This window comes from Pedobacter sp. GQ55 (assembly GCF_059758925.1).
Window position 1 is genome coordinate 383,658 of the sequence record NZ_JCAXEI010000002.1, and the last position, 26,285, is coordinate 409,942.

Below are 26,285 nucleotides of genomic sequence, written 5' to 3' on the forward strand. Positions count from 1 at the left end.
CATTGGTTTTCTGATAAATCTTGTACACAATAATATATGGAAAAACGTCTACTTTACTTTCCCTACAGTTAGCTTTTTAATTTGATAGTGCTCTGGGTTTTTGGAAATGAGTTTAATCTCTCTTTCAACTGACCGACTAAAACGATCGCCCAACCCCTCTAAGTGCTCTTCGTACCATTGATAAACTTCAATGTACTCCTTTTCAGCAGCAGGATGGAAACTAATATTATAGCTCATTAACCCTTCACTGCCAATTTAACCCTCTGTTTTACCTCTTCCCAAGTCGAAGTTTTAACATTGCCTGACTCATGCTCATCAAGACGCGTATCAATTTCCTTTAAACAATCTTTGTCTTCCCATAAATCGATCTGCTCATTAATTTCTTCTTCAACCATTGTATATATCGCTTTCACCTTCTTTTCATCGGCATAACGGATATAATCATATAGTCTGTCCCTAATTGCTGTAGCGGCCCTAGTTGCTGAGTTATTAATCAAATAATACACAATATCAGAGTTAAAGTCAAGCAACAGCACTTTTTTACATTTCGTCCAAAAAAGAAATATAATCCTTCGCACTCTCTTCAATTCTTGCTTCAGTAGCATTATGCTCCGCTCCGTAAAAAGCAAAAAGCGGTTTGTAATCTGCCTTGATATAATCAAACGTTATCTCAAACGGAGCGGTGAGTTGTTTGAGTGTATATTTATACCTTCCTCCCGAATGGTAATCCTCTTCATTTATACCCGCAGCAATACTCAAAGCAATTTTCTTACCGGCCAGTTTATACCCACTGCCTTTGCCATATGCCCAACCATGCGTCAATACCAGATCCAACCATCTTTTTAAAAACGGCGGACAATTAAACCAGTAAAATGGAAACTGAAATATGATTTTATCATGTGCTGCAACCAGTTCTTGTTCATGCGCAACATCAATTTGTTCATCCGGATAGAGGGCGTGCAGATCATGTACGGTATACTTTTCAGGGTATTTATTTAATTCTTGAATCCATCGCTTGTTGATTGCCGAATTTTCGAGATCCGGATGTATCACAATTACCAAAGTTTTCATGCTATAATTATTAAAAGTTATGTGTTTAAATTTGTGCCACAAAGATCAGGCTTATAAAGCGCCGCTGAAATACGGGGTTAATTAATCCCTATTGACTTAAACCATCAGTTTAGTACTTTTGAATTTAAAAAAAGTCATATGTATCAGCGAAAAATTCCCATCGATTATAATTGCGGTCTTATTGTAGCAATGGAAGTTGTAGGCTCCAAATGGAAATTTTGCATACTCGATGAAATTTCAAAAGGAAAAACTCGCCCCAGAGATCTCCTAAATGCGATAACCGGCATCACCAGACGCGTATTACAACAACAACTGAGGGAACTGGAATTTCATGGAATGGTTGGAAAGACAAGCTATGCCGAAGTTCCTTTGCGTGTTGAATACCAGCTCAGCGAAACCGGAAAATCCCTTCTGCCGCTGATCTCTGCTGTTGATAAATGGGGATTGGAGTTCGCCCCCCAATTAAAAACCGTTATGGAAACCGTTTCACGATCCTAAGACACTCCTTCTTCATCATGATATAACTCGCACCTCTAAAACACCCCCGTCATCGTCCTTGTTTGCCTTTCATCACCCTTCCTCGTCCCGAGAAACCGAGAGATCTCTTGGTTACGCCATCAATTTGCTTCGTAGACCACTCCTTTGGTCGAGACGATCGCTTTAAAGGACGTTCAAAAACCAAGCTAATAGAGGCACTTCATATCCCTTTCATCACCCCTGCTTTTTACTATTTCCAGTCCTGCTCTTCCAGCTCAAAAATCTCTTCTACAGCAACATTAAATACAGCGGCAATCTTCAATACCAGTACGCTAGACGGGACAAACTTTCCAATCTCAATTGAATTAATGGTTTGCCGCGAAACATTTACTTTATCTGCAAGCGCAGCTTGGGTAAGGTTATGCCTGGCACGCTCTACCTTTATAGTGTTTTTCATTTAATTCCGATTAGGCCATAAAGAAGTATAATCTCGAGAAGCGGATAATATTTGCGAGAGCGAATACCATAATCAGAAAGTAATTAATTGAAATCAGATCGAACGCAATGATCTGATGGTCATAAAGATTACTGATCACCAGCTTAATCGAGTATCCAAGGATTAACGCCAAGAAAGCTGAAGAGGTTCTGATAGCACCCGACCTTTCATCTTCCCTGCCCTGGCTAGATATAAATAAAATAAATAAACCACTCAGCAAGGGAATTTCAGCAGTTGATAATCTGGAGGTCAATAGGATAGGAATTCCGATCACAATTAAGAATAAACCGATGTACTTAGGGAATCTAATAAGCGTTTTCATAACCAAAGGATTAGTAAAGAAGTCTAAATATACAGTTTATTTATCTAAAAGACAAATAAACTTGTCTTTTAGATAACTCCAACTACAGAACACTATTTTGCTACAGCATTTGTTTAAATGTTTCCGTATTTTGTGATGTGCTTAAGAAAGCTAAAACCTCAGCTAAGGGTACTACCTCCATGAGAGAGAAAATCTTAAATCCATGATAGCTTCTTTTAAAATAGAAGGAATCAATATTCCAGATGATGTTGCATCTGCTTCACTAAAAAAGATTTCTCTTAGCTTGGAAAAATAGAACTGATGAATTCTATCATTAATCGACAGTCTTTTTCAGCAGATTTTTGTATTGCCTTCACATATACAAAAAAGTTTCCATCATTTGTCTTTTCAAACAACAATGCATCATACCCTTGCTTCCTAGCCATTAGGTTAGCTAACATCTTCACGGTTCTTCCATTACCTTCTCTAAATGGATGAATAAATAATAACTCTCCATGTATCATGGCAATACTTTTTATAGTAATCCGGAAACAGTCAGCAATCCCAAAAGATGCTTTTTACTAATAGTCATACAGGAAATATTTTCTGTTAATTTATAAATTATCTGAAAATATGATGGCTGCCGTTTCCGGATTATGGTAATATTGATTATGGCATCAACACCTATTCTGTTTTAATAGCTTGTAAGGCTTTGCCGTTCAAAGAAACCGTTGCCTTATCAGAGATGGTATAATGCGTTTTAGTAATGGTTGGGTCCATCAAGTCAAGACTTCCCTCACCCGGAATATCAAAAGCCGCTGTATTGATCTGGTTTGCCGAAGAAATAACCAGGCTGGCATTCCCCTTGTCCTTATTCCCTATCACTGCATTTAATGTTCCTATCTTTAATTTGTCTAAAAATGTGGTGGTATATTTACCCAAATCCAATTGCATCACGTCTTGCTCGAAACCGGAAATATTAATGCCGCCAGAAATATGAGCTCTTTTTTCTTCTTCCTTATTTCTGTGATAGGCACGGCTGGTTAGCTTCACAGTGCTTGGCATGATCAGGATCAATTCATTGTCCCATATCTGAAACCCGCCGTCTTTTGCTGCCTTTGTCAGGTCAATTTTTATGGTATTCCCATTTTTTGTCCATACCAGGTTCCCCTTAAGTCTGTCTCTTAGCCATAGGCCCGGAGTTTTGCCCTTCTCAATGCGGATGGTAATTCTGTTGGCCGATTGCAATTCGACTTGGTTTACATCTTTAACAGAACTAAACGTTAAACCATTAAACGGATTTTTATAGTCTCCTTTTAAAAAGGATGCTTTAAGGCTAAAATTATAAGCTGTAAGGCCAATAAATGTGGCAACCACTGCTGCTAGTATAAACATTGTGCTGGTTTTCATAACTATTTAGTTTGGTAGTTTTGTGCTTTAAAAATCTCAAATCGCTCAGCAATATCTTCTACGCTAATGCCAAGCAGATACATACTTTTGAATAACTCTGGTAGCTCCTGCCCCAGAAAGCGCTCTTTGCTGTAGTTCTTTACTTTCTGTACGGCATCCGCAGCAATAAAGAAACCTATACCCCTTTTGTTGGCAATTACCTCTTTGCCTTGCAGAAACTCATATGCCCTTACCACAGTTAGCGGGTTCACCTGCAGATCGGCAGCCAGTTCACGTACCGACGGCAGTTTTTCTTCCGGCAACCATTTTTCCAACATGATATTTTCAGTTACATAACCTGCAATCTGCATGTATATCGCTTCATTCTCTCTAAATTCCATCTTACACTTGTTTTTCTTTTAGCCTGAAATAGGTACTTATCCAAAGGATAACCGAAATCAAAATGGCTATTGTTGCTGCAATAATATAGCTTGTTTGTGTTGGCTCAATATATATATATTCTTTATTTATGACCAAGCCAACCATGTTAAAGGGAATCCCGTTATCAATCTCCTCCTGAAATATAGTATGAAGTAAAACCGGGTTTAACAGGCACAACACCGCAATAAAAATGAAAAAACTAAATACCGTTTTTATAAAATGAAGCTTCTCAAAAAATACTGCGCCAAAAAAACAGATGGAATGTAAAATAGCGAAGACTAAAAATGACACCCAGACTTTCCTATCAGTAGAAAATACATTTATAACCTCAATTTTGTCTGGCGAGTTTGCATTCCCGATACTGATCACCAGGTAATCAATGGCATAAAAACAGCCCAGAAAGACCAGTTGAAATATCACATAAGAGTATAGCCAGGACACCAGGTATTTTTCGAAATGAGAAGCAGGCAGAGACAACGCCGGAATAGACTTTTTTCTGTCGCCCAGATCGGTAAAGATCAAGCTGGTAAAAATAGTTCCTGAAAAAAACAGGAAATTTACAAACATAGCTCCTTGTATAACAGGCCCCATATGCCCATGGGTACTATAACTTATAAAACCCAGGACTAAGATTAACACCCCAATTAATACACCTGCCGACATTAAATAAGTTTTGTATTGCTCAGCAGTGTGTTTCTTAAAAAGGTTAAGAAAGCGGGTAAAGTTGAAAGTTTCGTTCATGATAGCGTTATTTTAAAGATTCAATTACAGCAGTGTGATCGTCAATTATCGCATTAAAGAGCAGCTCCATATCAACCTTATTGTTGTGTTGCTGGTTATTGAGGCTAATGGTATTATTACCGATAGCATTAGACGCAGAGTATAGTATTCCATCTTTATTGGAACTACCTGCAGTACTGAAAAGTAAGCGGTCGCCAATTTCATCCAGGCTCTTGTTCAACACAATTTCTTTTTTGTGAAGAACAAGTAAGGTATCGATCAGACTGTCCAGATCTCTTACCTGGTGGGTAGATATGATCATACAGCGATCTTCTGTAATTGAAGAGGCCATGATTCTTCTGAACTGGACTTTTGAAGGAATATCAAGCCCGTTTGTAGGCTCGTCCATAATCAGCAATGAGGTGTTGGTGGACAGACCAAAAGTGATCATAACTTTTTTCTGCTGACCAAAAGACAATTGGTTTAAATTATCATCGGGATTCACATTGAATTCAGCAAGTACTTTATAGAATTGCGCGTGATCAAACTTTGGATAAAAATGAGCAGTACGGCGAACATATTCATTCCCTGAAAGCGACGGCAGTTCCATCTCTTCCGGAATAAAAAACAATTCCTGTAAAAAAGAAGGAAGTCGCTTGGCGGCACTAAGGCCATTAACCTTGCAGGTACCCTCTGTTGGGAAAACCAGACCCGCAATGTTTTTAAGTAAAGTTGATTTACCTGCCCCATTTTTCCCTAACAAGCCATAAATATGGCCAGTCTCCAGATTAAGGTTCAGATTCCAAAACAGAAGTTCTTTTTTCCTGTATCCGAAACTAAGGTTTGTTAATTCGATCATAGCGTTGTGAGTAAAGTAGAACTGTAATACTTATGTAGTACAGTACAAATGTAGATATAGTATTTACATTTCCAAATTAATTCACAGAATATTTTTAATGACTGAATTACAAGGCCTTATAAAGTATGCAGACCGGGTTTTACTCCGGCTCTACAAAATCAAGATCTCTTTCGTGAGTCTCAGGAATGGTTAAAATCGAGTAAAAGCCAATTGCAAAACAGATGAAACCAACAATTGCCGCAGCGTGCAGCTCTAATACTGTTGGTTTCAAAAAACCGTATAAGGTGGTCATCCCTACCACTGTCCCTCTTACCATATTAGGGATAGTGGTAGCAGCAGTTGCCCGTATATTTGTACCGAATTGTTCCGCGCCAATGGTTACAAACATCGCCCAGTAACCAATACCAAATCCAAGCCACAAGAGCATCATATATATGCCTGTGGCACTGCTTATGCCGGCGTATAGATAAATGATAGTTCCGATTAAAGTAAATAACATAAATAATCCCACCGCTTTACGCCTAGATTCCAGATAATAACTGATTACACCGCTCAGCAAATCGCCTGATGCTAGTCCTACATAGCACCACATGACTGCCAACCCGGGTTTCACGTTTTCGGTAATGTGCAATGCCTTACCAAATTCATTGCTAAACGTGGCCAGAATACCAATCACATACCAGGTGGGTAATCCAATGCCTATACATTTCAAATAGAGCTTAAGCCTGCTCTTATCAGTAAAGAAGGAAAGCAGTGAACCTCTTTTAAGCTCATCAAAGTCCTGCATAGATTTGAACATGCCCGATTCAAAAACACCGATCCGCAGAAACAACAACAATATGCCTAATCCACCACCGGTGAAATAGGCATATCGCCAGCTAAAGAGTTCTACTGTAAAATAGGCGGCAACAGCGCCAAGAAGTCCTACTCCTGCCACTACCGAAGCACCAATAGCCCTGAGTCTTTTAGGCAAACTTTCTGAAACAAGCGTAATGCCTGCTCCAAGTTCTCCTGCCAATCCTATCCCGGCTACAAAACGGAATAGCTTATAAATGCTCACATCGTGTACAAATCCGCAGGCAAAATTTGCTATAGAGTATGTAATTATGGAGCCGAATAAAACTGACAAACGCCCTTTCTTATCGCCAAGAACTCCCCAGAGTATTCCCCCGATCAGTAAACCACTCATCTGCCAGTTTAAAATACTTGCCCCCTGAACCGAGCGTTCTGCTTCATTCAGCCCAAGCTCTGTAAGGCTGGGTATACGCACAATACCAAAAAGCAGCAGGTCATAAATATCCACAAAATACCCAAGCGCAGCCACAATTACGGGCGCACTCAGGAGATACTGAGTTGCCGTTTTGTCTTTAATTAGATCCATTTTGTTTATTGATAGGTAAACTCAACTGTTGCAGTACAGTCTTTATCTGAAATTGCCCTTATCCAATGTGCACTAAATCCTTGCGGGAACTCGTAGTTGATGATTTTACCGGCAGGCACCGTAAAGGTTTTATAGGTATGAAAGCCGGAAAGGTCAAAATCTACTTCTAGGGTGATCTTCACATCCTTATCAGCACTTAAGGAAACCTTCTTCTTATCATATCCCGTCATAAGAAATGGCAGAGATGGCGTGCCGGTCTTAACCGAAGCATTTTTCCAAACGCCTCCATGCCCTCTAGGTTTGCCCATTTTCCATAGGTCATCAATTCCTCCGAACCAAAGTCCATCGGTGTTTTTTTCATTAGCAAAGTAATGGCCATCGGCCTTTGCTTCCGGTTTGGTTCCGCTTAGTACCAGTAAACCTCTCCAGGTACAAAAATCTATGATCTTTTTATGGTGTGTGGTAACAGGACGAAGGGCTATAAATCCGGCCTCGCGCCCTACCTCATAAAAGGTTCCTTGTATGTTTAGCATAAAGCGCTCCGACTCAACTTCACGACGGTCGCGATAAAGAAAAGTCTCGTAGGCATCCGATGTTTTTGGCACACGGAAAGTTCCCGTCTTATCTTTTATAATAACCGATGCTTCATCAACAGAATAAGCTTTCCCCAAGGCCAGTAAACGTTTCATTTGGGAGGTACTGTCTACTGCCCCTGCAGAAAAGGTCAATTTTTCATTGACTTCTGCGTACTGACATTTGCCGTTGCTGGTTGACAATACCTGCAGGTTTTTGTTGAAGTTTGCAGGGCGAATAACCGTAGAACTAACTACATCTTTGTCGGTAATATCGCTTAAGGTATTAAACATGGGATCTTGCTTTTCGTGCATCGTTCCTGTAAAATGGAAGAAGGCAGAAGCAGTACAATCCTTATCAGTTTTAAACCTTATCCAGGTAGCTTTAAAATCGGCCGGAAAAATAAAATTCTCGTAACCATTTTTCGGCACTTTAATTACCTTATAGTCTACCCATTTATTATTCCCTGTTTTATCAACCTGTAGGGTAAAGCTAACGGCCTGATCTGATGTCTGAGTTAAATGCAGTACTTTTTTATTGAAATCATTAACCAGAAAGGCATCCGAAGGCATATTTGCTTTTACCGCATCGTTATCCCATGGGCCACCCCAACCTGTTGCACCGCCCCATGTTTTTAAATCGCTCCATTGCCCAAACCAAAGGTTAGATTGAGACCGGCCTGCCATTGAATTTTGGAGTACAGTAGTTTCATCTGTGGCAATTACAAGCTGATTGTTCCAGCTGCAAAAATCAGGAATATAACGCAAATGGCTGCTTACAGGAGAAATGCCTGCACTGTTGTTTCTGGAAAAGGTTTTTGGAAAATCGTACATCATGCCATGCATATCCATCAGCATTTTTCCATTGCCCACTTCTCTGATGCGCGGCCATTCAGTATACCATCCGCCCCTATGATCATATGTACGTGCGGCTTTTGGCAATCGATAGGTGTACCACTGTCCATCATCAAGCAATTTCAAAATTACCGATCGCTTATCCCAGCCTATTGCCCATAGCGGACTTTTATCGTCTGGTGAACCATAAATACCTCCAGGTCCTGTGATATCCGTAAATTGTTTCCGTTCTATGATCTTCCAGGTCTTACCATCCCAGCTGGCCAAAACACCCATTTCTTCAGGTCCCTTAGGCAAGTCGCCCGCTTCAAGTGATTCCTTCTTTAAGTTAAAAACGGCTTCCTCACCATTATTAGCAACTACAAATAGGTTTTGTCCTGTATAAGCACCTTTTCCATGCCAACCTGGTACAGGTTTTTCAAATAGTTTCTTAACAGCCAGACTATTTACATCAACCTCATACACCTTACCCTCCATATCATAGAAGTACACTTTGTTGGCCGGATCAATCAGGTGCCTTGCGGTTGCCGTCATCCTGCCTGGCATTACAGAAAAGGGAATCACTCTTACTTTTCCATTTTTATCAATAAAATAACTACTGGTAATCAGCTGATTCGATTCTTTATGGATCATCCTGTTGGCAGGAGTACCGCCGATACTTTCGGGATGTATGGTTACATTAAGATCTGCATCTACACTATAAAGCTTATCTGCACTTCCATTAGGCGTATGAGGGGAATAAGTAACCATCCATAGCTTGTTTGCCCAAGGAATAATTGCACCGATACCATTTTCGAATCCCTCACCAAATCCTACTGTGCTTTTTTCTGTTTTTGGCCAGCCCTCATTAAATGTTGCTAAATGTGGATATACACCACTTACCTGCAGTGGTTTTATTGTCTTCTGACCGAATGTGTTCAAAGAGAAAAGTAGTGCCGCCAGGGCAGCACAACTTTTGAAATTAGGGTTAATATTCATTTATGTGTGTGTTATATTAATAGTTTAAGTTTTGACTGATGCTAGGATTTACCCTTCTTTCTACAGCCGGTATAGGCCACAGGTATTGTCTGCTTTTATCAAACTTCCTTTCAATAAGCACCTTAACATCAGATCCAAAACCAGAATAATCGGCCAGACCATCGTTGTCAAGCGGGGTAACACCCGGAAAAGGCCATTTTGATCGGTTTTGATTTGCCGGGTCGGGCAAGCCAATAACCGGTTTTGTCAATACCTTTTCGGCCAGATGCCAGCGGATCAGGTCCATATAGCGAAGCCCTTCTTTTACAAATTCTATCCTTCTTTCTCTTCGTACAATCTTTTTAAGTGCTGTTAGATCTGTTGTAGTCACAGCCGGGTACAATGTGGTTTGCGCAGCAGTAACACCATAAGCTCTTGCCCTAACCTGATTAATGGCATCTAAAACGGTAACGTCAGCTTCTCCCAGTTCTACCTTTGCTTCTGCATAAGTGAGTAGCATCTCGGCATATCTGATAACGATGGCATCGTTATCTTCGGCAAGTCGGTCGGCCCAGGTTTGATCAATCCCTTTTTTCCATAGAAAACCTGTAAAACTTGCAAATGCTGCAACCGCACGTGAATCTTTATTGGATACACTTTTATTCTGCTTTGAACTATACACAGTTAAAGAATCAGGATGTGGGGTATAATTATACCCAAGCCATTGGGTGTTGAACTCTACCACTGTAGCCGTGAGACGAGGATCACGGTTTTTGAAAGGCTGTTTAGGGTCATATAATGACGACTCGTCAATGGGCTTTCCATCGGTACATTCATAAGCATCCACAATATCCCGTGTTGGCAATTGGGCACCAAAGCCCCCTGCATTCCTGGAGACATTGTCCTGCACATAAGCTGCCCCGTTAAAAACCTGCTGAGCCTGGTCTCTTGGAATACTAATAATAAGCTCTTTGCTGGTTTCACCTGATTTTAGAAACAATTGAGAATAGCTGGCATTAAGGCTATATACATTGGCCGCACCTAAATCCAAGACTCTCTTTGCTGCATCTCGGGCCACATCATATTTCCCCATATATAAAGCGGCACGCGCTTTTATAGCCAATGCAGCTCCTTTGGTTAGCCTTTTCACTTCCGCCTGGGCATAGGTTTCCGGTAAATTTGTTATTGCAAAATCAAGCTCTTTAAAAACAAAATCAAGTACCTGATCCTTACTGGTTCTGGTGATCCCATAAGATTCTTCTAAAGTTAAAGTAGTGGTCAGCAAAGGAACATCGCCGAAATGGGTGACCAGTTTAGCATATTGATTCGCCCTGATCAGGCGCATCTCTGCTTCCAGCCTCAACATCACGGCGGTTGTGGTGTTGCCCGCCGCTTTATCTTTATTGGCTAAAAAGGAATTTGCCCTTGCTATGGCTTTGTAACAGTTCAGCCAATAAGTTTGCACCGCAGCATCGTCGGCATTCATAGTGCCGCCGATCACTGCATTTGTTAACTGGCCGCGGTGCCACTCATTGTCGCCAAACAATTCGTTATCATTCCCCCAGAAAACCAGTCGGTAAAGGTCATTAACAGCCAGTTCCAGTTCGGTTTGGTTAGAATAAAAATTCCCGGTTGAGGCCTCAGAAAGTGGATTGAGGTCGAGTTTATTGCAGGCAGATAGGCCTACAGATATGATGATAATTAAATAGAACTTTTTCATGATTAAAATTTTAGGGTTGCACCGGCCAGTATTGTAGTCACAATTGGGTAAGCATAGTTTCCGGCTTCGGGATCCAGGTATTTCGGAAACTTACTGGATGAAAACAGATCGTTAGCTGAGATATAGAAACGGAACGATTGAATGCCTGCCTTTTTTATCCAGCTTTCCTTTAAGGTATACCCGAGTGTAAGATTTTTTACACGAAAGTAAGAGCCGTCGATTAACCAGAAATCTGACAAGGTATAGTTGTTCGATGTAGAGGTACGTGATAGCCTAGGATAAGTGGCTTGTAGGTTTTGTTCTGCAGTATTATTTGGGCTCCAGAATTTCCCGACCATTTCAATCGGTACATTTCCAAACGCTTCGGCAAATGGCTGAGTAACTTCGTCATTTAAACGGCTTAACTTTTTACCGACACCCTGAAATACGGCACCGAAATCAAAACCCATATAATCGAGTCTTATATTCCCTCCATATTGATAGCGCGGTAATGCTCCACCCAACAGCACCTTATCGTCGGTAGTGATCTTTCCATCGTTATTCAGGTCCTGGTAGCGAATATCTCCTGGTTTAGTGTTTGCATTTAGCACCGGTGCTCCGGCAACTTCTGCCGCTGTCTGGAATATTCCATTGGCCTTATATCCAAACCATTCATTGTATTCACTGCCATTACGGATAATCTGATCGCCTCTGAATTCTGTTCCTTTCAGATCTCCGATTTTTGATTTCGCATCTGAAACATTGGCAGCAACGGAGTAATTCACGTTCCCGATTTTATCTTTCCAGCCCATTTCCAGCTCCCAGCCCTTCACATTTAATACACCTGCATTTTGGTTAGGCTTGTCGTATCCTAAATAAAGCGGAATATCGAGCGGCAACAGGATATCATAAGTTTTCTTTTTATAGTAATCAGCAGAAACAGTTAACCTGTTGTCAAGAAAAGCTGCGTCTAGTCCAACATCTGTGGTCTGACTGGTTTCCCAGCTGATGTTCTCTACGGCATATACTTGCTGCCCGCCACCGGTTAATGGGGTAACAACACCATTTTGATAAAACAAAGCGTTTGTAAAGTCTATAGTTGCCTGGTAAGGATAATAAGCAGGGTTATTGTTTCGGTCTAACAATCGCTCATTACCTGCACGCCCCCATGAGCCTCTTAATTTAAGGAAAGAAAGCCAGTTCATATTTTTCATAAAGCTCTCTTCGGTAACTGTCCAGCCTGCAGAAACCGATGGGTATATTGCATTTCTGAATTTTTCCGCAAATCTGGAGGACCTGTCTGAACGGATATTTCCCTGGATGTAATATTTATTTTTGTAATTGTATTGCAAACGGCTGAAAAGGGAATGTAATCCTGATTCATTTGCACTGCCCGAGTTATCTCTCAGTTCTGTACTTCCGGCATTTAAATAAGGAAAATCAACAAGGGCAAAACCGGTTCTGGAAGCCCCCAAAGATTCAAGTGACCTGTAGTTTTCTTCATAACCCACAAGCACATCAATGGTATGGTCTTTTGCGATCTCTCTGGTATAGTTAGCCAGCAACTGCCCGTTAACACTAAAGGCTTCGTTCCTGCCTTCGCTCAGGATAGTTTTAGGCTGGTTCACAATGGTACTTATGCTGCCATCGGCATTGGTAAACTTTATTTGTTTAGAGAAATACTTGTCCTTATCCAGATCAAAAGTTGGCGCTACCTGCATGGTTAAGGTAAGTCCCTGAAGAGGTTTGTAATTAAACATAATGCGACCGCTGATCTGATTTGCCAGGGTTTTACTAAATCCTCCCTCGTTGATCTGAGCAATTGGATTTCTGCCATCTTTCCCAAAAGCTGAAAGTCCATTGGAATAGAAATCATCATAAATTGGCGGCATTATACGTGCCTCATAAATGGGATTGTAGCTGTTATTTAATTCATTCCCATTGCCTTTATTGGTTGTTCTTTTATAGGCAACATCTAAGTTGATATTCATTTTGCTGTTCAACTGCAGGTCATTATTGATGCGAAACAGGTATCTGTTGTAAGATCGGTTGTCGTAAAACGCTCCTGCATCTGAATAACCTAGTGAGGCTTTGGTTTTAATTTTATCAGTTCCCATGGTAAATACCAGATCGTGACGCTGGCGTGGAGCGGATTTATTGGTCATTACCGTTTCCTGCCAATTGGTATTAGGAAACTTATCCGGATCTGCCAGGTTGTTTTCTAAGTACTTATCTATACTTGCTTGCGGAAAAGGGCCCGTAGAAGCGCCGTCGTTTGTAGCCTGTTCATTAAAATAGCGCATATAATCTTGTACGTCTGCATATTCAGGTAATGCGGTTGCCCTTTGCACACCATACTCGTAGTTATACTCCAGGCTGCTCTGGCCCTCCTTCGCTCTTTTAGTGGTCACTAAGATTACACCTGCCGCTCCCCTTGATCCATAAATTGCAGCTGAGGCCGCATCTTTTAGCACCGTAATGTTTTCAACATCATTTGGGTTTACATTATCAATATTACCTACAGGCACCCCATCCACAATAATTAGTGGGCTGTTTGTTCCGATGGTAGTAATCCCTCTTATCGAAATACTGGATCCCGCGCCAGGTGCACTGCTGCTACGGGTTACAGAAACACCTCCAACACTGCCTTGCAGGGCTTCAGAAACCTGAAGGGTTTGTCGTCCGCCTATATCCTTTGATCCTATTGAGGTTACTGCGCCAGTCAGGTCCTTTTTTCTTTGCGTACCATAACCAACTACTACAACTTCGTTGAGGTCTTTATTATCAACCAACAGACCAATTTGAAGTGGTTTACCCGTAAGTTCAACAATTTGGTCCTGGTAGCCGACGAAAGTTAAGAGGATGGTTTTTGCGTCGGAGGGGGCGTTTAAGGTAAACGCGCCTTCCGCATTGGTACTTGTTCCCTGTTTGGTGTCTGAAACAGTAATACTAACACCCGCCAGAGGTTGTTTTGTGGTGGCATCGATAACCTTACCCGATACTTTTTTGGTTTGTGCGATGGCTGCATATTGCAGGCCCAAAAACATCGCCAGAAGTAATAATTTTCTTTTCATTTATATTTGGTTAAGTTTTAAAAAAGATTGTTATTTGTCAATCTGATTTAGTTTTGATTGGTTTAGTAAATTTATATCCCGTTTTACAGAATGAGCCGCCAATACCATATCCAAAATATTGGTCAATATTTTAAACAACCTAACCAACTATAAAACAACCACTTACACCAGATGAACAGGCATTCTGAACAAGCTGAAAATTCAATATTTTTTCAACAGCTGGATATATGCTGTCAGAAAGTAGCTGACCAGATTGGTGAAAAACCAATTTCTGATTGGACGAACAGCGACTATGTAAGGTTGAGTGGTTTGTTATCACGTAAAACATCCATTCATTTAAGCGAAAGCACCCTTAAAAGAATCTTTGGAAAATCTAAAACACCTACCCGATATTATCCTCAAAAGGCAACACGCGATGCCCTTGCAAAATTTATAGGCTATAGAGACTGGTACGAATTTGAGTTTAAGAACCCCATTATAGATGTAAAAACCGGACTAGTACAGAAGGCTCCTGCTAAAACTCCTGAGATGTATAGGCAGGAAAGCAACAAGAAAATGTTTTACTTTATAGCTTTTATAGTACTAACTACGTTTATCGCGATAGTATTATTAAGAAAACTAAATAAAGACAGTGATTTATTTGCTCAAAACATAAAACTGAACTGCATAAACCCCGAAGGACTTACCCCCCATTCGGCCATATTTAAACTGGACGCAGCCGGACCATTGTCTGATTCATCTTCTAATTTTTCTGTTGATTTTGGAGATGGCCGGATAAGGCGAATTAACCTTTCTGACAGCCTTTTTAATCATTACTATGAGATTCCGGGAAGGTATTACCCGGTGCTGTTGTATAAGAACAAGCCCATTGATACCGGATATGTTTATTTGCAAAGTAAAGATTGGAGCGCCATTACTTCTGTGATGAAGGATACCACCAGGGTATACCCCGTTTTAGTAAAGAATTTGGGCCTTCGAAAACCGATAAGCGTATCAGCAAAAGAAGTTTATAGTGCCGGCGTGGATACCAATCGCACTTTCTTTGTTGCTTTCTCAAATATAAAACCTACAGCCATTAACGGAGACAATTTTGAACTCACGATGCATGTTGCTTCTTCAGAAAACAGGGCCGGTGTAAGGTGCTCGCAAGCAGATCTGTTTATTTACGGAGAAAGAAATAAACATATGTTCGGTATCATTAAACCTGAATGTGTAGCCTGGGCAAGTTATCAATTCTCTGAAAACACCAGAAGCGGTGATAAATACGACCTCAGGGCACTTGGACATGACCTGAGTCGCGGTGCCGATTTAAAGCTCCGAATTGAAAACAAACAGGTTAAATTATTTATCAATGATAAAGAAGCATTTAAAACGCAATACAACAAATCAATTGGTAAGATCATGGGAATCAGATTGACAATAGCAGGGATAGGTTATTTCGATAACCTACACATAACCGACCTGAATACTGAAGAAACCTTCTGATAACTATTTAACCGGAACGGCCTTAAACTCGAATAAGGAAACTTTTGTATTATTGGTACTCACAGTTACAGAAAACGCATACTCCTTCCCTTTTTCGAATACCTGACCTGTAAGCAAACTAACTTCTGTTTTACCATATGGCTGTAGCACCGGAACCGCTGAAACGCCCAAAGCTTTCTTCACGTTACCAACAAGACAAGTAACCTCCAACGCACTTTTTTTCGAAACCACCTGACCAAAGTTTTCCACCACTATTTTTAAGTTGGTTTTATTATCCTCTGTATTAAACACCGGTTTGCGGGCCGAAAGAATGGCCTCATTGTAGTTTAACCATGGTACGCGGGTATATCCATAAAGCAGTTTACCTGCGGTAGATTTTCCGATTAGTTTTGGTGCAAATTCTTCTTTTTTGATGCCACTGCCTTTGGCATCAAAATTTACAATAAGGTCTTTGTTTGATTTTGTTACACTTAAAACCTTGCCCCCTCTGCCAAAGTTAACTTCAGTTGACGCCCCAAAACGTAGGGATTTAACATCTACATCTGTTTGTGGATTAAATCCTTTTTCGGCTACAATTTTAACGCTGATCACATTGGTTTTAGTTGTTGGCATTTCCTTATTCAGCAGGGTTAATAAAACGCCAGGATTCAACGGAACGCTAATATTTTTGGAACTATGACGATCGCTGGCCTTATCATCTGCTTTCGAAGTATCTATTACGGCAAAGTTCGCCTGAATAGCCCTTCCGTAATTATCCTGAAGCACTTTAATACGCTCAAATTTATACCAGTCTTCTACTTGTCCGTTTTCATGTTTTGCAACCCCAATGGTATATGCCTCTCCGGTATCGGTAACCCAGTTAACCCCATCTTTTGAGCGTTGGTAAAAGGCAATTCGCCCTAACCAGTCGTTAACAATTAAATGATATTGAACGTTATCGCGCCACACCACCGGATCCTCAAACTCACCCTTTACATTCGGATACACCCTTCTGTCGGTAATTTGGTTATAAGCAGATACACCTGTTTTACTGATCCACACACCTCCCCCTCTGCAAACCATAAGGCAAGAACCATCTTCTCTTTGCGCAAAGGTTAAATTAGACAGGCCTTCGATAATCGGACGGTCCCTTTTATCAAAATCAAAATGCTTTAATTCCCACGGTCCGTTTAAACTATTTGAAATGTAATATCCATCAATAATGTAAATCACATATCTGCCGTCTTTGATCTGAAAAACTTCAGGATTATGGCCTGGGCCAACAGTATCTTTTACCACAAAAGGGCCAATTGAGTTATCGCTTACCGTATGGTAAACGATTGAATTGGGCCACTCTGCATGGCCTTTCGCTGAGCTTTCGAGCCAGCCGGCTACATAAAGATGATACAGCTTATCCGATCCTAAAATTATTTTCCCTCCCCAATAAGATCTTATACGGTCTTCAATACCATTATCTACATAACGGGGCAGTACATCTTTGGCACCCCAGGTATCGCTGCTTAGCTTGCCTTTTGGCATAGGTAACAAACGGTCTTTAAACCGTCCGCCCGCTACCAGCTGATCCCATTCCACAGGACGTGGCCTTTCCGCGATTTGGGCAATAAGCGTGCAGGGTGTAAAAAAGAAAACACAAAGGATGAGGTGAATAAACAGGTACTTTTTCATTTCATGAGATCAGCTAGGTTTGGCAACAAATAAAGCACATTCTAAAGCTCGCAATTTTGATTTTTTATCCAGTCATTAAGCAATATTAACATTCAGTGATAATACTCGCCTATACGTTTCAAAAATTCTTCAGATTGTATCAATTTGCGAATAATAACTAAAACAGTAAATATTTTATAATAAACTTGTTCTTTAAACACACAAAGCCATTTATAAACATGGACGTTAAGAAATCACTCATCTTAGCATTTGCCTCGATTCCGTCATTGCTATTTGCGCAAAACAGCCATGGAAAGCAATATGTATACAACCGTGCACCATTGACGGCCGACACGTACATACAGCTTCCCCTTGGCAGTATAAAAGCCAAAGGCTGGTTGCTGAAACAATTGGAATTGCAAAAAGATGGAGCAACCGGACATGCCGAAGAACTTTATCCGGAAGCATCAAACCTTGGTCCTGAGTCTGATTGGCTGGGTGGCAATGGTGAAGGTTGGGAACGGGTTCCTTATTACGTAAAAGGACTTATAGCTCTGGCTTATACATTGGATAATCCTGAATTAAAAGCAAAATCGCAGAAATGGATAAACTGGACATTGGATCATCAACAAGCTAATGGAGCTTTTGGCCCTGCAAAAATGAACGACTGGTGGCCAAGAATGCCAATGATGTATGCCATACAAAGTTATTATGAGGCTACTGGCGATGAACGCGTACTTGGCTTTTTCACCAAATATTTTAAATATCAGCTAGAAAACCTTGCTAAAAAACCGTTAACCGAATGGAGCAAATCAAGGACCGGCGACAACATAGAATTGGTATTGTGGTTGTACAACAGAACTGGTGAAAGGTCTTTGCTAGTCTTAGCCGAAAAACTAAAATCGCAGGCCTATCCATGGGCAGATATCTATACAAATAACCAGTTCTACCATTATGGAGATGATTTCCATACCAAGCACAGCGTTAGCGTTGGCCAGGCGCTTAAACTTCCGGCAATTTACTCACAGTTGAACAACACGCCATTTTACAGAGATGCAACTGAAAAAGGAATCAGCAATTTGATGAGGGACCATGGACAGGCATCAGGCATAGCATCGGGAACAGAATTCCTGGCCGGCAGAAGCTCATTTCAGGGAACGGAGACCTGCACGGTGGTAGAATGGATGCAAAGTCTGGAAACCACTGCCAGAATAGTTCATAACGCACAGATTGGCGACAGGTTAGAGAAAATTGCTTTTAACACTTTACCATCGCAATTTAGCAGAGACATTAAATCTCATTTATATTATACCCAGCCCAATCAGGTGGTATGTAAGCATGGTAACTCTGGTTTTGATGAGGATTACGACGGCGGAATACTTTTAAGTCCGTACTCTGGCATGGGTTGCTGCAGGTATAACATGCACATGGGATGGCCCTATTTTGTGAAAAACAGTTGGGCAGCAACACCCGATAAGGGTTTGGCAGTAATTGCCTATGCACCGGTTGAGCTGAATACTTTTGTAGCCGATGCAGTTCCCGTTAAATTGAATGTGGTAACCAATTACCCTTTTGAAGAGCAGATCAGAATTAAAATAGATCTGGCAAAAACCGCCACCTTCCCGTTAAAGCTAAGAATACCCGAATGGTGTAAAAAACCACAGATAGCGGTGAATGGCAAGGCGTTATCGAATGTTAAAACCGGTCAGATTTATACCATCAATAGGTCATGGAGCAGCAACGACGAGGTCGTACTTAATTTCCCAATGGAGGTAAAAGTATCAGATCAGGTAAACCAATCGGTTACTGTGGAACGCGGTCCGTTGGTATATGGATTGCAGATGGATGCTAAATACAGCATCCGCAAAAAACATCCCGTAGAGGGCTTTTTTGATTATGAGGTATCTTCAACTTCGCCTTGGAACTATGGATTGGTTATAGATCGTAAGAACCTTGCAGCCTCTGTAAAAGTTCAAAACACAGCAATGCCGGAGAATCCGTTTATTCAGGCCACTACGCCTGTTAAACTGAAAGTTTCGGCAAAGAAAATACCTTCGTGGACCATGGCTTATAATAAGATGCATGCTTTTGAAGTACCAAGGAGTCCGGTTGCTTCCTCGGAACAGACCGAAGAAATAACCCTTACCCCTTTTGGAAGTGAAAACATCAGGATCAGTAATTTCCCTGTAATTGGCACGCCTGAAAGTCCGCGCAAGCTGTTTAAAGAAAACTTTGACAATGCTACAGTTAAAGACTGGCTGTTGTATGGTGGCAGCTGGTTTATTAAAGATGGAGCAATCCACGCTGCATCTAACAAAGGCTCATGGGGATATGGAATACATGGTTCAAAAGCCATTGCAAGCAGCACCATGTTTAAGGACCTGAGCTACGAAGCAACCGTACAGCTAAACTCAAAAGGCAACGCCGGCCTGGTTTTCAGGGTTACCGATGCGGTGCTTGGCGCAGATATGTATAAGGGCTATTACCTGGGAATTGATGCAGAAACAGGTACGATCCAATTGGGTAAATCATCTGATCAGAAATGGGTGACACTTGCATCAGAACAGCAAAAATTAGAGATAGGAAAGCCGTACAAGATTAAAATAGAAGCCAAAGGCAGTGACATTAAAGTATACTTTAACGGAGCAGCAGAGCCATTGATAGCTGTAACAGATTCAGAATTTAAAAGCGGTATGATTGGTGTTAGGGCATTCGATTCGCTGGCAAGCATTGACAACTTGCTGGTGAAAGAAGTAAAGTAATATGGGCAAAAAAAGAGGTTGCCCTGCCCTCTTTTTTATACGTCTATACCCTTTCTGCGGATAATTAAACCTTTTTAGGAGGAAGATCAAATGCTACGGCCTCATGCTCAAAATGACCATTATGGGAGCCATCGCAAAATGGTTTATTTTTTGAAAGTCCACAGCGACAAATTGAAAGTGTAGTTCTACCCTGTAATCCGTACACTTCGCCATTCCTATCAACGATTTCAAAATCACCTTCTATCTTTACCGACCCGTTATTATTAATTGTAAGCTTCGTTTTTGACATCTATTTTTAATTTTGGCCAAAGCTAAAACAAAGTAGACAGACCCGGCAAGATCATTTTAATTTAGAAACGTTCTCTGTTTAATCCATAGCCGGCATACCCATCTCAACCCACTCCTCTTTTGATGGACCATATAATCCGGAAACCGGCAAACCCAGTATCCGCATAATTACGGTCATTTGGCCACGGTGATGACTCTGATGCGAAACCAATACCCTTAAGATTTTGCCCTTCTCCCAGGATTCGCCATACATAGTTACTTTTTCTGATAATGATGAATCTGTCCATTTTAAATGAACTGCCCTGCTAAGCAAAGTGCTGAAATTGTTGTAAACTTCTATCAAAGTATCCATACTTTCTGGCGCTTGTTCATGCTCCAGGGTATCCTGTTCCAGTAAACCCGCACGGGTACCCATCTCAGTAATGGTTTGCGTTAAGTGCCAGGCAAGTCTTTGCAGGGAACGTACATTTTCATGGATCTTTTCTTTACTAGTTTCTAAGGTAACTAAGGAAAAAATCTTAGCTGTGCCTTCTGACTCGTATTTCCAGTCGGTCAGAAAATCATTAATACTACGGTACATTTAATTTTATATTGGTGATGAAAACGAATATAAGTATTGTCTGTACTATTGGGCAATTATGTTTATAATTTTCTTTTAGGAAACGGTATCTCTTAATAATTTAGCCTTGGCTGGGGCGTAATAATATTTAAACCATAGCTTATCTCCTAAATAAAGTGTAAAGCCAAGCGGAAACGAGAGTAAAACAAGCGCCTTACCCCATCCGGTTCCTATACTATTATATTGACGCAAAAAGGATGCAGAATGCATTCCATAACGGGAGAGCTGAGCAGCTCTTTTAAAAAAGAATACAGGCGAACTGAAAAACCAATGTGGCAGGTCTTCATTCATTACATCAACATCACACATAATTAAGCCTTTGGCATTTCGGATTCTATTTGCTTTGCCACTCAGATTGCCAAAACCAGAGCCAGTTGGCATAAAATAAGTTAACGCTACAGTATTGATGCAGATGTACTTGTATTGTCGGCCCAACCTGTTCCAGATATAACTTTCGGGTACAAATTTATAGCCCTCGGCTTCGGGATATGGATTCTTTTTCAGCAATGCGGTACGCATTAAGCCAAATTTATCGCCTTGTATTTTATATTTAAACTGAAATTCCCCTCCTGTAATGGTGATGTGATCTGATGGAAATAAGTCGCCGACAATCTGTTTTGTAACCGAATCCTCTACCAAAGCACATACACACCAATACTTGTCCCTTACATCTGGCGAGAGGCTTTCCCACTCATCAACCAGAGTTTTAAGGCCATCGTGACAAAGGGCATCATCGGAATCAAGTATCGCACACATTTCGCCACTTGCAAGCTTTACCCCCTGATTCACGGCAGAGGGCTTGCCTCCGTTGGGCTTTTGATAATAATTAATATTTAAAGGCGACTCACGCTGCCATGCTGATACGGTTTCTGCGGTATCATCTGTAGAACCATCATCAACAATAATCCACTCAAAATTTTTAAAGGATTGTTTGCTCAACGATTCATAACAACGATGAAGCGTTTCAGCACGATTATAGGCAGGAGTGATAATCGATATAAACATAGCTATGCTAATAAATTAAAATATAGTGGTTCGTTTGGTCCTGATAAATGCCTGCTACGAGGTTACCGTAACGAGCTAATCCCTATATTATCAGTGAGTTGAAATTACTAAAAATAATTGATATGCAAGGAGTTTTAATGCAACTATGCTCCTGCCGTCATAGCTGCATTAGCTTTGGATTTATTTTGAAAGTAATGCCAAAACCGCTTTACCAACTGCATGTGCAGACTGAGGGTTTTGTCCGGTAACCAATCGCAGATCAGTTACAACATGCTCTTGCCAGGGTGCTGATTTTTCGTAAATACCACCCCGCTCAATCAGCTTATCTTCCAATAAAAAAGGAACAACTTTATCCAATTTAACGGCTACCTCTTCCTCGTTGGTAAAGCCGTTCACTTTCTTACCAGCGATCAGGTACTTGCCATCGCTCAATTTGATGTTCACGATCCCTGCCGGACCATGACAAACTGCGCTGACAATACCGTTATTTTCATATATTTTAGTGGCTATTGCCGAAATTTCTTCATTATCTGGAAAATCCCAAACCGCTCCGTGTCCGCCTGCATAATAAATAGCTGCATATTCTTTAGGTTTTACCTCAGCAGGTTTTAAACTATGATTGATTTTATTGTGATAGTATTGGTCGTCCCAGAATTCCTTATTTACTGCATCACTTAAATCCAGACCATCAACCGGAGGTTGACCTCCCTTTGGACTAACAAAATCTATTTCATAGCCGGCATCTTTCAATACTTTCCAGGCATGAGTTACTTCGCCCAGATAATAACCTGTAGGCTCACCAGTGCTTCCTTTTTTATCGTGGCTGGTAACCACAAACAGAATTTTCTTTTTCATAGTAGTTGTTTTAATTTTTGACTGTGCCGCTGCTGACAAGGTTAGGGGTATTAAAATAGCGCACGCGGCAAGCGCCATTATTCCTTTTTTGATCAAATTCATTCTATATGAGATAAAATATAATGATGCAAAGTTGGAGCAATAATACAACAGCAAAAAGGATGCTAATCACAAAATAGGTGTGATTACACGCACACTATGGGTGGCTTAACCGACTTAGGGTTTCTCTTGACACCCCTAAATAAGATGCCAATAAAGTTTTAGGAAGGCGTTGGAGCAATTTTGGATTCAGTTTAAAAAGACGGTTATATCTTTCCTGAGGATTTTTATTGAGCAGCAGCAGGATACGTTGTTGCAGTGCTACATACCCAACATTGGATTTTTTACGAAAGAAATTGGCAATGCTATGTAATTCGTTGCAGAGCTTTTCCTTATTATCTCTTGATAGCACAAGTAATTCACAATCTTCTATACAATCTATGGCTATTGTTGCTGGAGTGCAATTCATGTAAGCCTGAAAATCAGTGATCCACCAATCTTCCATGGCAAACTGAAGGATGTGTATCTTCCCGTCTTCATCTGTATGGTAGGCTTTGAGCAATCCCTTCACCACCCAATACTCGTTATGAACTTCGCTGTCTTCCTGTACCAGAAATTGATGTTTCTTAAGCCTTTTACTGCTGAACATCGAAGAAACATATTCGAATTCGACATCAGTTAATGGAGTGATTTTTTCTATATGTTGCTTTAAAGCGCTATTCATTATGAAAACAGGTTTTTGAAGGAAAACAAATCTATTTACTTTTTTTGAATTTCTGCTCTGGCATGAAAGTGGCACTATCATTTGTACTAAACTAAAAAGGAATGAATTTACCATCGTTTAAGCGGATCAATTTTAAAAAAGTAAAAACCGACATCCATGGAAGTTTTAAACAACTTGCAGCAGGTGGCTTTAAGCAGATTTTTAATCAGATTGACCAGCTGAACATCAAAAAAGGTGTTGACGCCATGGGGATCGATAAGTTTACCAATCAATGCGCTTTATTGGCAGCAGGCTCTGGATTAATTACCGGAGTAGGTGGCGTTGGAACCATGCTTATTGGCACGCCCTTGGATGTGATTAACATTATCACTCAGCAATTTAGGGTTACACTGGCCATTTCCTACCACAATACCGGTAAATATAAAATCAGTTTTGATGACTTTTTTAAGATTGTAGCTTCATCTGTTAAGGCCGATGCCAAATTGGCCATCAGCAAAAACATTATGGAAGAGGTTGCGGAGAAAATCCTGATGAATTTAGGATCTAAATTAAGCAGACGTTTAGTACCGGTTGCAGGTGGCGTGATTGGCGGAACTATCAATTATTTGTTTATTAAAGGTTTAGCAAACGAATTGAGGAAGAAGGGTACTTAAATCTGACTACAACAAAAGTAGATTCGGCTACATACCCACGCTTTATCCTGCAGACCTTTGGAGTATCAATAAAATTATACTCCGATGAAAATAACAATCACAGGTTCGTTAGGTCACATTAGCAGGCCACTAACCAAAACATTAGTACAACAAGGTCATGAGGTTACCGTAATAAGCAGTAAGCCAGACAAAAAAACTGAGATAGCGACTTTAGGTGCAATACCTGCTATAGGCTCATTAGAAGCCGTTAATTTTTTAACTGAAACTTTTACCGGCGCAGATGCGGTGTACACAATGGTACCACCCAACAATTACTTTGACCATAGCCTTGATCTTCTGGCTTACTATCGCCAACTTGGACAAAATTATGCCGATGCCATTGAAAGATCTGGTGTAAGGCGAGTAGTTAACCTGAGTACTATTGGCGCCCATTTGGAGAAAGGTTCAGGAATTCTGATTGGTGCACACAACGTTGAAGGTATCCTTAATGGGTTGTCGCCAGAAGTAGCAATTACCCACATCCGCCCTACATCTTTCTTTTATAACCTATACGGCTATACAGATATGATCAAAAACGGCGGCTTTATAGCAGCAAATTACGGTGCAGAAAGTATGATTCCATGGGTTTCGCCAATAGACATTGCTGTCGCGGTTGCTGAGGAACTAGTGACACCATTTACCGGCAGAAAAGTACGCTATGTAGCCAGCGAAGAACTTACAGGCGACGAAACTGCACGTATTTTAGGAAGTGCTATAGGCAAGCCTGAGTTGAAATGGGTGATCATTTCTGATGAAGAAACGCAAAACAGTTTGGAGTCAATTGGAATGAACCCCCGTATTGCGGCCGGCCTGGTTGAAATGTATGCAAGTCTGCATAATGGTCTGCTGGCAGAAGACTATAACCGCAATAAACCGGCAGTTATGGGAAAAGTAAAACTGAGTGATTTTGCAAAGGAATTTGCCGCAGCCTTTAACTAAAAATGATTAATTTGTGATATGGCAAGTACGGCACCCCATAGGTTTAAAACGATCAGTGAATTTCATAAGTTCAGGGAGCTACCAAAGCCCGAACATCCGCTGATTAGTGTAATTAACGTAGAGGCTATATCGCGTTTGCAAGACAGTGAACCGGTTAGTCTGGTACTGGATTTTTACTGTATTGCGCTAAAAAGAAATTTTAATGGCAAAATGAAATATGGCCAGCAAGCTTATGATTTTGATGAGGGCATTATGACTTTTATGTCGCCGGGCCAGGTTTTTAGTATTGAGGTGAACAATAACGAGAAATTGAAACATTCGGGATGGATACTTTATATCCATCCCGATTTTCTTTGGAACACCCCACTGGCCAGAAAAATAAAGGAATATGAATACTTTGATTATTCAGTACATGAGGCACTGTTTCTATCTGAAAAAGAAGAGGAAATGATTGCCGCCATTATGCTAAACATTGAGCAGGAGTATCGTGCCAATATTGACAAGTTCAGTCAGGACCTCATTGCAGCTCAACTTGAGTTATTACTAACCTATGCAGGAAGGTTTTACCACCGGCAGTTCCTTACCAGAAAAATAAGCAGCCATAAAACCCTAAATAAACTGGAGGACCTACTTACCGTATATTTTAACAGCGATGACCTGATAAAAAGAGGCCTGCCTACTGTAGCATATATTGCGCAAACATTAAACGTGTCGCCAAGTTATTTAAGCGGGTTGCTTAAAACATTAACAGGTCAAAGTACCCAGCAACATATACATGAAAAGCTGATTGAAAAAGCAAAAGAAAGGTTATCTACCACAACTTTATCTGTAAGTGAAATTGCCTACACCTTAGGTTTTGAGCATTCACAGTCATTTAGCAAGTTATTTAAAAAGAAAACTAATCTTTCGCCTTTAGAATTCAGAAGTGCATTTATTTAGCT

At 40.7% G+C, this 26,285-nt stretch carries 26 protein-coding genes; 6 read left to right on the forward strand and 20 right to left on the reverse strand.

Annotated elements, in window-relative coordinates; translation table 11 throughout:
- Positions 1 to 48 precede the first annotated feature (48 nt).
- From AC6CH7_RS06455 to AC6CH7_RS06465, 3 genes are read right to left on the reverse strand one after another with little or no spacing between them, the layout of a single operon-like run.
- Positions 49 to 237, reverse strand: a complete 189-nt coding sequence (locus AC6CH7_RS06455; RefSeq protein WP_498261904.1) for a hypothetical protein — start codon at positions 235 to 237, stop codon at positions 49 to 51.
- Positions 237 to 530: a hypothetical protein gene (locus AC6CH7_RS06460; RefSeq protein ID WP_498261905.1), complete on the reverse strand. Its 294-nt coding sequence runs from the start codon at positions 528 to 530 to the stop codon at positions 237 to 239. The genes AC6CH7_RS06455 and AC6CH7_RS06460 overlap by 1 nt, the downstream gene beginning before the upstream one ends.
- A gap of 10 nt (positions 531 to 540) precedes the next feature.
- Positions 541 to 1,071, reverse strand: a complete 531-nt coding sequence (locus AC6CH7_RS06465) for an NAD(P)H-dependent oxidoreductase (RefSeq protein ID WP_498261906.1) — start codon at positions 1,069 to 1,071, stop codon at positions 541 to 543.
- Positions 1,072 to 1,209: 138 nt separating this feature from the next.
- On the opposite strand from AC6CH7_RS06465, the gene AC6CH7_RS06470 reads away from it, so the two are divergent.
- A complete protein-coding gene (locus AC6CH7_RS06470; protein WP_498261907.1) occupies positions 1,210 to 1,569 on the forward strand; it encodes a winged helix-turn-helix transcriptional regulator in 360 nt (119 codons plus the stop codon).
- A gap of 229 nt (positions 1,570 to 1,798) precedes the next feature.
- Here the strand turns inward: AC6CH7_RS06470 and AC6CH7_RS06475 are convergent, their stop codons facing one another.
- From AC6CH7_RS06475 to AC6CH7_RS06525, 11 genes are all read right to left on the reverse strand, one after another.
- Positions 1,799 to 2,005: a helix-turn-helix transcriptional regulator gene (locus AC6CH7_RS06475; RefSeq protein ID WP_498261908.1), complete on the reverse strand. Its 207-nt coding sequence runs from the start codon at positions 2,003 to 2,005 to the stop codon at positions 1,799 to 1,801.
- A 10-nt stretch (positions 2,006 to 2,015) separates the two neighbouring features.
- On the reverse strand, positions 2,016 to 2,366 hold the full coding sequence (locus AC6CH7_RS06480; protein ID WP_498261909.1) for a hypothetical protein: 351 nt from the start codon (positions 2,364 to 2,366) through the stop codon (positions 2,016 to 2,018).
- Between the two features lie 278 nt (positions 2,367 to 2,644).
- A complete protein-coding gene (locus AC6CH7_RS06485; RefSeq protein WP_498262348.1) occupies positions 2,645 to 2,908 on the reverse strand; it encodes a Fic family protein in 264 nt (87 codons plus the stop codon).
- A gap of 121 nt (positions 2,909 to 3,029) precedes the next feature.
- A complete protein-coding gene (locus AC6CH7_RS06490) occupies positions 3,030 to 3,755 on the reverse strand; it encodes a hypothetical protein (protein WP_498261910.1) in 726 nt (241 codons plus the stop codon).
- A gap of 2 nt (positions 3,756 to 3,757) precedes the next feature.
- The gene (locus AC6CH7_RS06495) at positions 3,758 to 4,135 is read right to left on the reverse strand and encodes a GntR family transcriptional regulator (RefSeq protein ID WP_294869674.1); all 378 of its coding nucleotides are present in this window, start codon (positions 4,133 to 4,135) and stop codon (positions 3,758 to 3,760) included.
- Position 4,136: 1 nt separating this feature from the next.
- A complete protein-coding gene (locus tag AC6CH7_RS06500; RefSeq protein ID WP_498261911.1) occupies positions 4,137 to 4,916 on the reverse strand; it encodes a hypothetical protein in 780 nt (259 codons plus the stop codon).
- A gap of 7 nt (positions 4,917 to 4,923) precedes the next feature.
- Positions 4,924 to 5,754 (reverse strand): ABC transporter ATP-binding protein, encoded by an 831-nt coding sequence (locus AC6CH7_RS06505; protein ID WP_498261912.1) that lies wholly within the window; start codon positions 5,752 to 5,754, stop codon positions 4,924 to 4,926.
- 139 nt (positions 5,755 to 5,893) lie between these two features.
- Positions 5,894 to 7,135 carry an MFS transporter gene (locus tag AC6CH7_RS06510; RefSeq protein ID WP_498261913.1) on the reverse strand — a complete coding sequence of 414 codons (1,242 nt, stop codon included), beginning with the start codon at positions 7,133 to 7,135 and terminating at the stop codon, positions 5,894 to 5,896.
- Between the two features lie 5 nt (positions 7,136 to 7,140).
- The gene (locus tag AC6CH7_RS06515; RefSeq protein WP_498261914.1) at positions 7,141 to 9,540 is read right to left on the reverse strand and encodes a hypothetical protein; all 2,400 of its coding nucleotides are present in this window, start codon (positions 9,538 to 9,540) and stop codon (positions 7,141 to 7,143) included.
- A gap of 16 nt (positions 9,541 to 9,556) precedes the next feature.
- Positions 9,557 to 11,239 (reverse strand): RagB/SusD family nutrient uptake outer membrane protein, encoded by a 1,683-nt coding sequence (locus AC6CH7_RS06520; RefSeq protein WP_498261915.1) that lies wholly within the window; start codon positions 11,237 to 11,239, stop codon positions 9,557 to 9,559.
- 2 nt (positions 11,240 to 11,241) lie between these two features.
- Complete coding sequence (locus AC6CH7_RS06525; protein ID WP_498261916.1) at positions 11,242 to 14,292, reverse strand: SusC/RagA family TonB-linked outer membrane protein; 3,051 nt, start codon at positions 14,290 to 14,292, stop codon at positions 11,242 to 11,244.
- A gap of 171 nt (positions 14,293 to 14,463) precedes the next feature.
- Here AC6CH7_RS06525 and AC6CH7_RS06530 point away from each other — a divergent pair, with 171 nt between their 5' ends.
- The gene (locus AC6CH7_RS06530) at positions 14,464 to 15,777 is read left to right on the forward strand and encodes a hypothetical protein (RefSeq protein ID WP_498261917.1); all 1,314 of its coding nucleotides are present in this window, start codon (positions 14,464 to 14,466) and stop codon (positions 15,775 to 15,777) included.
- Positions 15,778 to 15,780: 3 nt separating this feature from the next.
- Here the strand turns inward: AC6CH7_RS06530 and AC6CH7_RS06535 are convergent, their stop codons facing one another.
- Positions 15,781 to 17,442, reverse strand: coding sequence for a glycoside hydrolase family protein (locus AC6CH7_RS06535; RefSeq protein WP_498261918.1), 1,662 nt, complete (start codon positions 17,440 to 17,442; stop codon positions 15,781 to 15,783).
- A 218-nt stretch (positions 17,443 to 17,660) separates the two neighbouring features.
- Between AC6CH7_RS06535 and AC6CH7_RS06540 the strand changes: the two genes are divergently transcribed.
- Entirely contained in the window at positions 17,661 to 20,183 is a 2,523-nt protein-coding gene (locus AC6CH7_RS06540) for a beta-L-arabinofuranosidase domain-containing protein (protein WP_498261919.1), read from the forward strand.
- A gap of 64 nt (positions 20,184 to 20,247) precedes the next feature.
- Here AC6CH7_RS06540 and AC6CH7_RS06545 read toward each other — a convergent pair whose 3' ends face one another.
- The 5 genes from AC6CH7_RS06545 to AC6CH7_RS06565 form a co-directional block, all read right to left on the reverse strand.
- Positions 20,248 to 20,472 (reverse strand): CDGSH iron-sulfur domain-containing protein, encoded by a 225-nt coding sequence (locus tag AC6CH7_RS06545; protein WP_048906715.1) that lies wholly within the window; start codon positions 20,470 to 20,472, stop codon positions 20,248 to 20,250.
- 78 nt (positions 20,473 to 20,550) lie between these two features.
- Positions 20,551 to 21,051, reverse strand: coding sequence for a DinB family protein (locus AC6CH7_RS06550; RefSeq protein ID WP_498261920.1), 501 nt, complete (start codon positions 21,049 to 21,051; stop codon positions 20,551 to 20,553).
- Positions 21,052 to 21,126: 75 nt separating this feature from the next.
- Positions 21,127 to 22,095, reverse strand: a complete 969-nt coding sequence (locus AC6CH7_RS06555) for a glycosyltransferase family 2 protein (RefSeq protein WP_498261921.1) — start codon at positions 22,093 to 22,095, stop codon at positions 21,127 to 21,129.
- A 180-nt stretch (positions 22,096 to 22,275) separates the two neighbouring features.
- The gene (locus AC6CH7_RS06560; RefSeq protein ID WP_498261922.1) at positions 22,276 to 22,950 is read right to left on the reverse strand and encodes a type 1 glutamine amidotransferase domain-containing protein; all 675 of its coding nucleotides are present in this window, start codon (positions 22,948 to 22,950) and stop codon (positions 22,276 to 22,278) included.
- A 196-nt stretch (positions 22,951 to 23,146) separates the two neighbouring features.
- Positions 23,147 to 23,713, reverse strand: a complete 567-nt coding sequence (locus tag AC6CH7_RS06565) for a Crp/Fnr family transcriptional regulator (protein WP_498261923.1) — start codon at positions 23,711 to 23,713, stop codon at positions 23,147 to 23,149.
- Positions 23,714 to 23,814: 101 nt separating this feature from the next.
- Between AC6CH7_RS06565 and AC6CH7_RS06570 the strand changes: the two genes are divergently transcribed.
- From AC6CH7_RS06570 to AC6CH7_RS06580, 3 genes are all read left to right on the forward strand, one after another.
- Complete coding sequence (locus tag AC6CH7_RS06570; RefSeq protein WP_498261924.1) at positions 23,815 to 24,366, forward strand: hypothetical protein; 552 nt, start codon at positions 23,815 to 23,817, stop codon at positions 24,364 to 24,366.
- An 84-nt stretch (positions 24,367 to 24,450) separates the two neighbouring features.
- Complete coding sequence (locus tag AC6CH7_RS06575) at positions 24,451 to 25,344, forward strand: NAD(P)H-binding protein (protein WP_498261925.1); 894 nt, start codon at positions 24,451 to 24,453, stop codon at positions 25,342 to 25,344.
- A gap of 18 nt (positions 25,345 to 25,362) precedes the next feature.
- Positions 25,363 to 26,283 (forward strand): helix-turn-helix domain-containing protein, encoded by a 921-nt coding sequence (locus AC6CH7_RS06580; RefSeq protein ID WP_498261926.1) that lies wholly within the window; start codon positions 25,363 to 25,365, stop codon positions 26,281 to 26,283.
- Positions 26,284 to 26,285 lie beyond the last annotated feature (2 nt).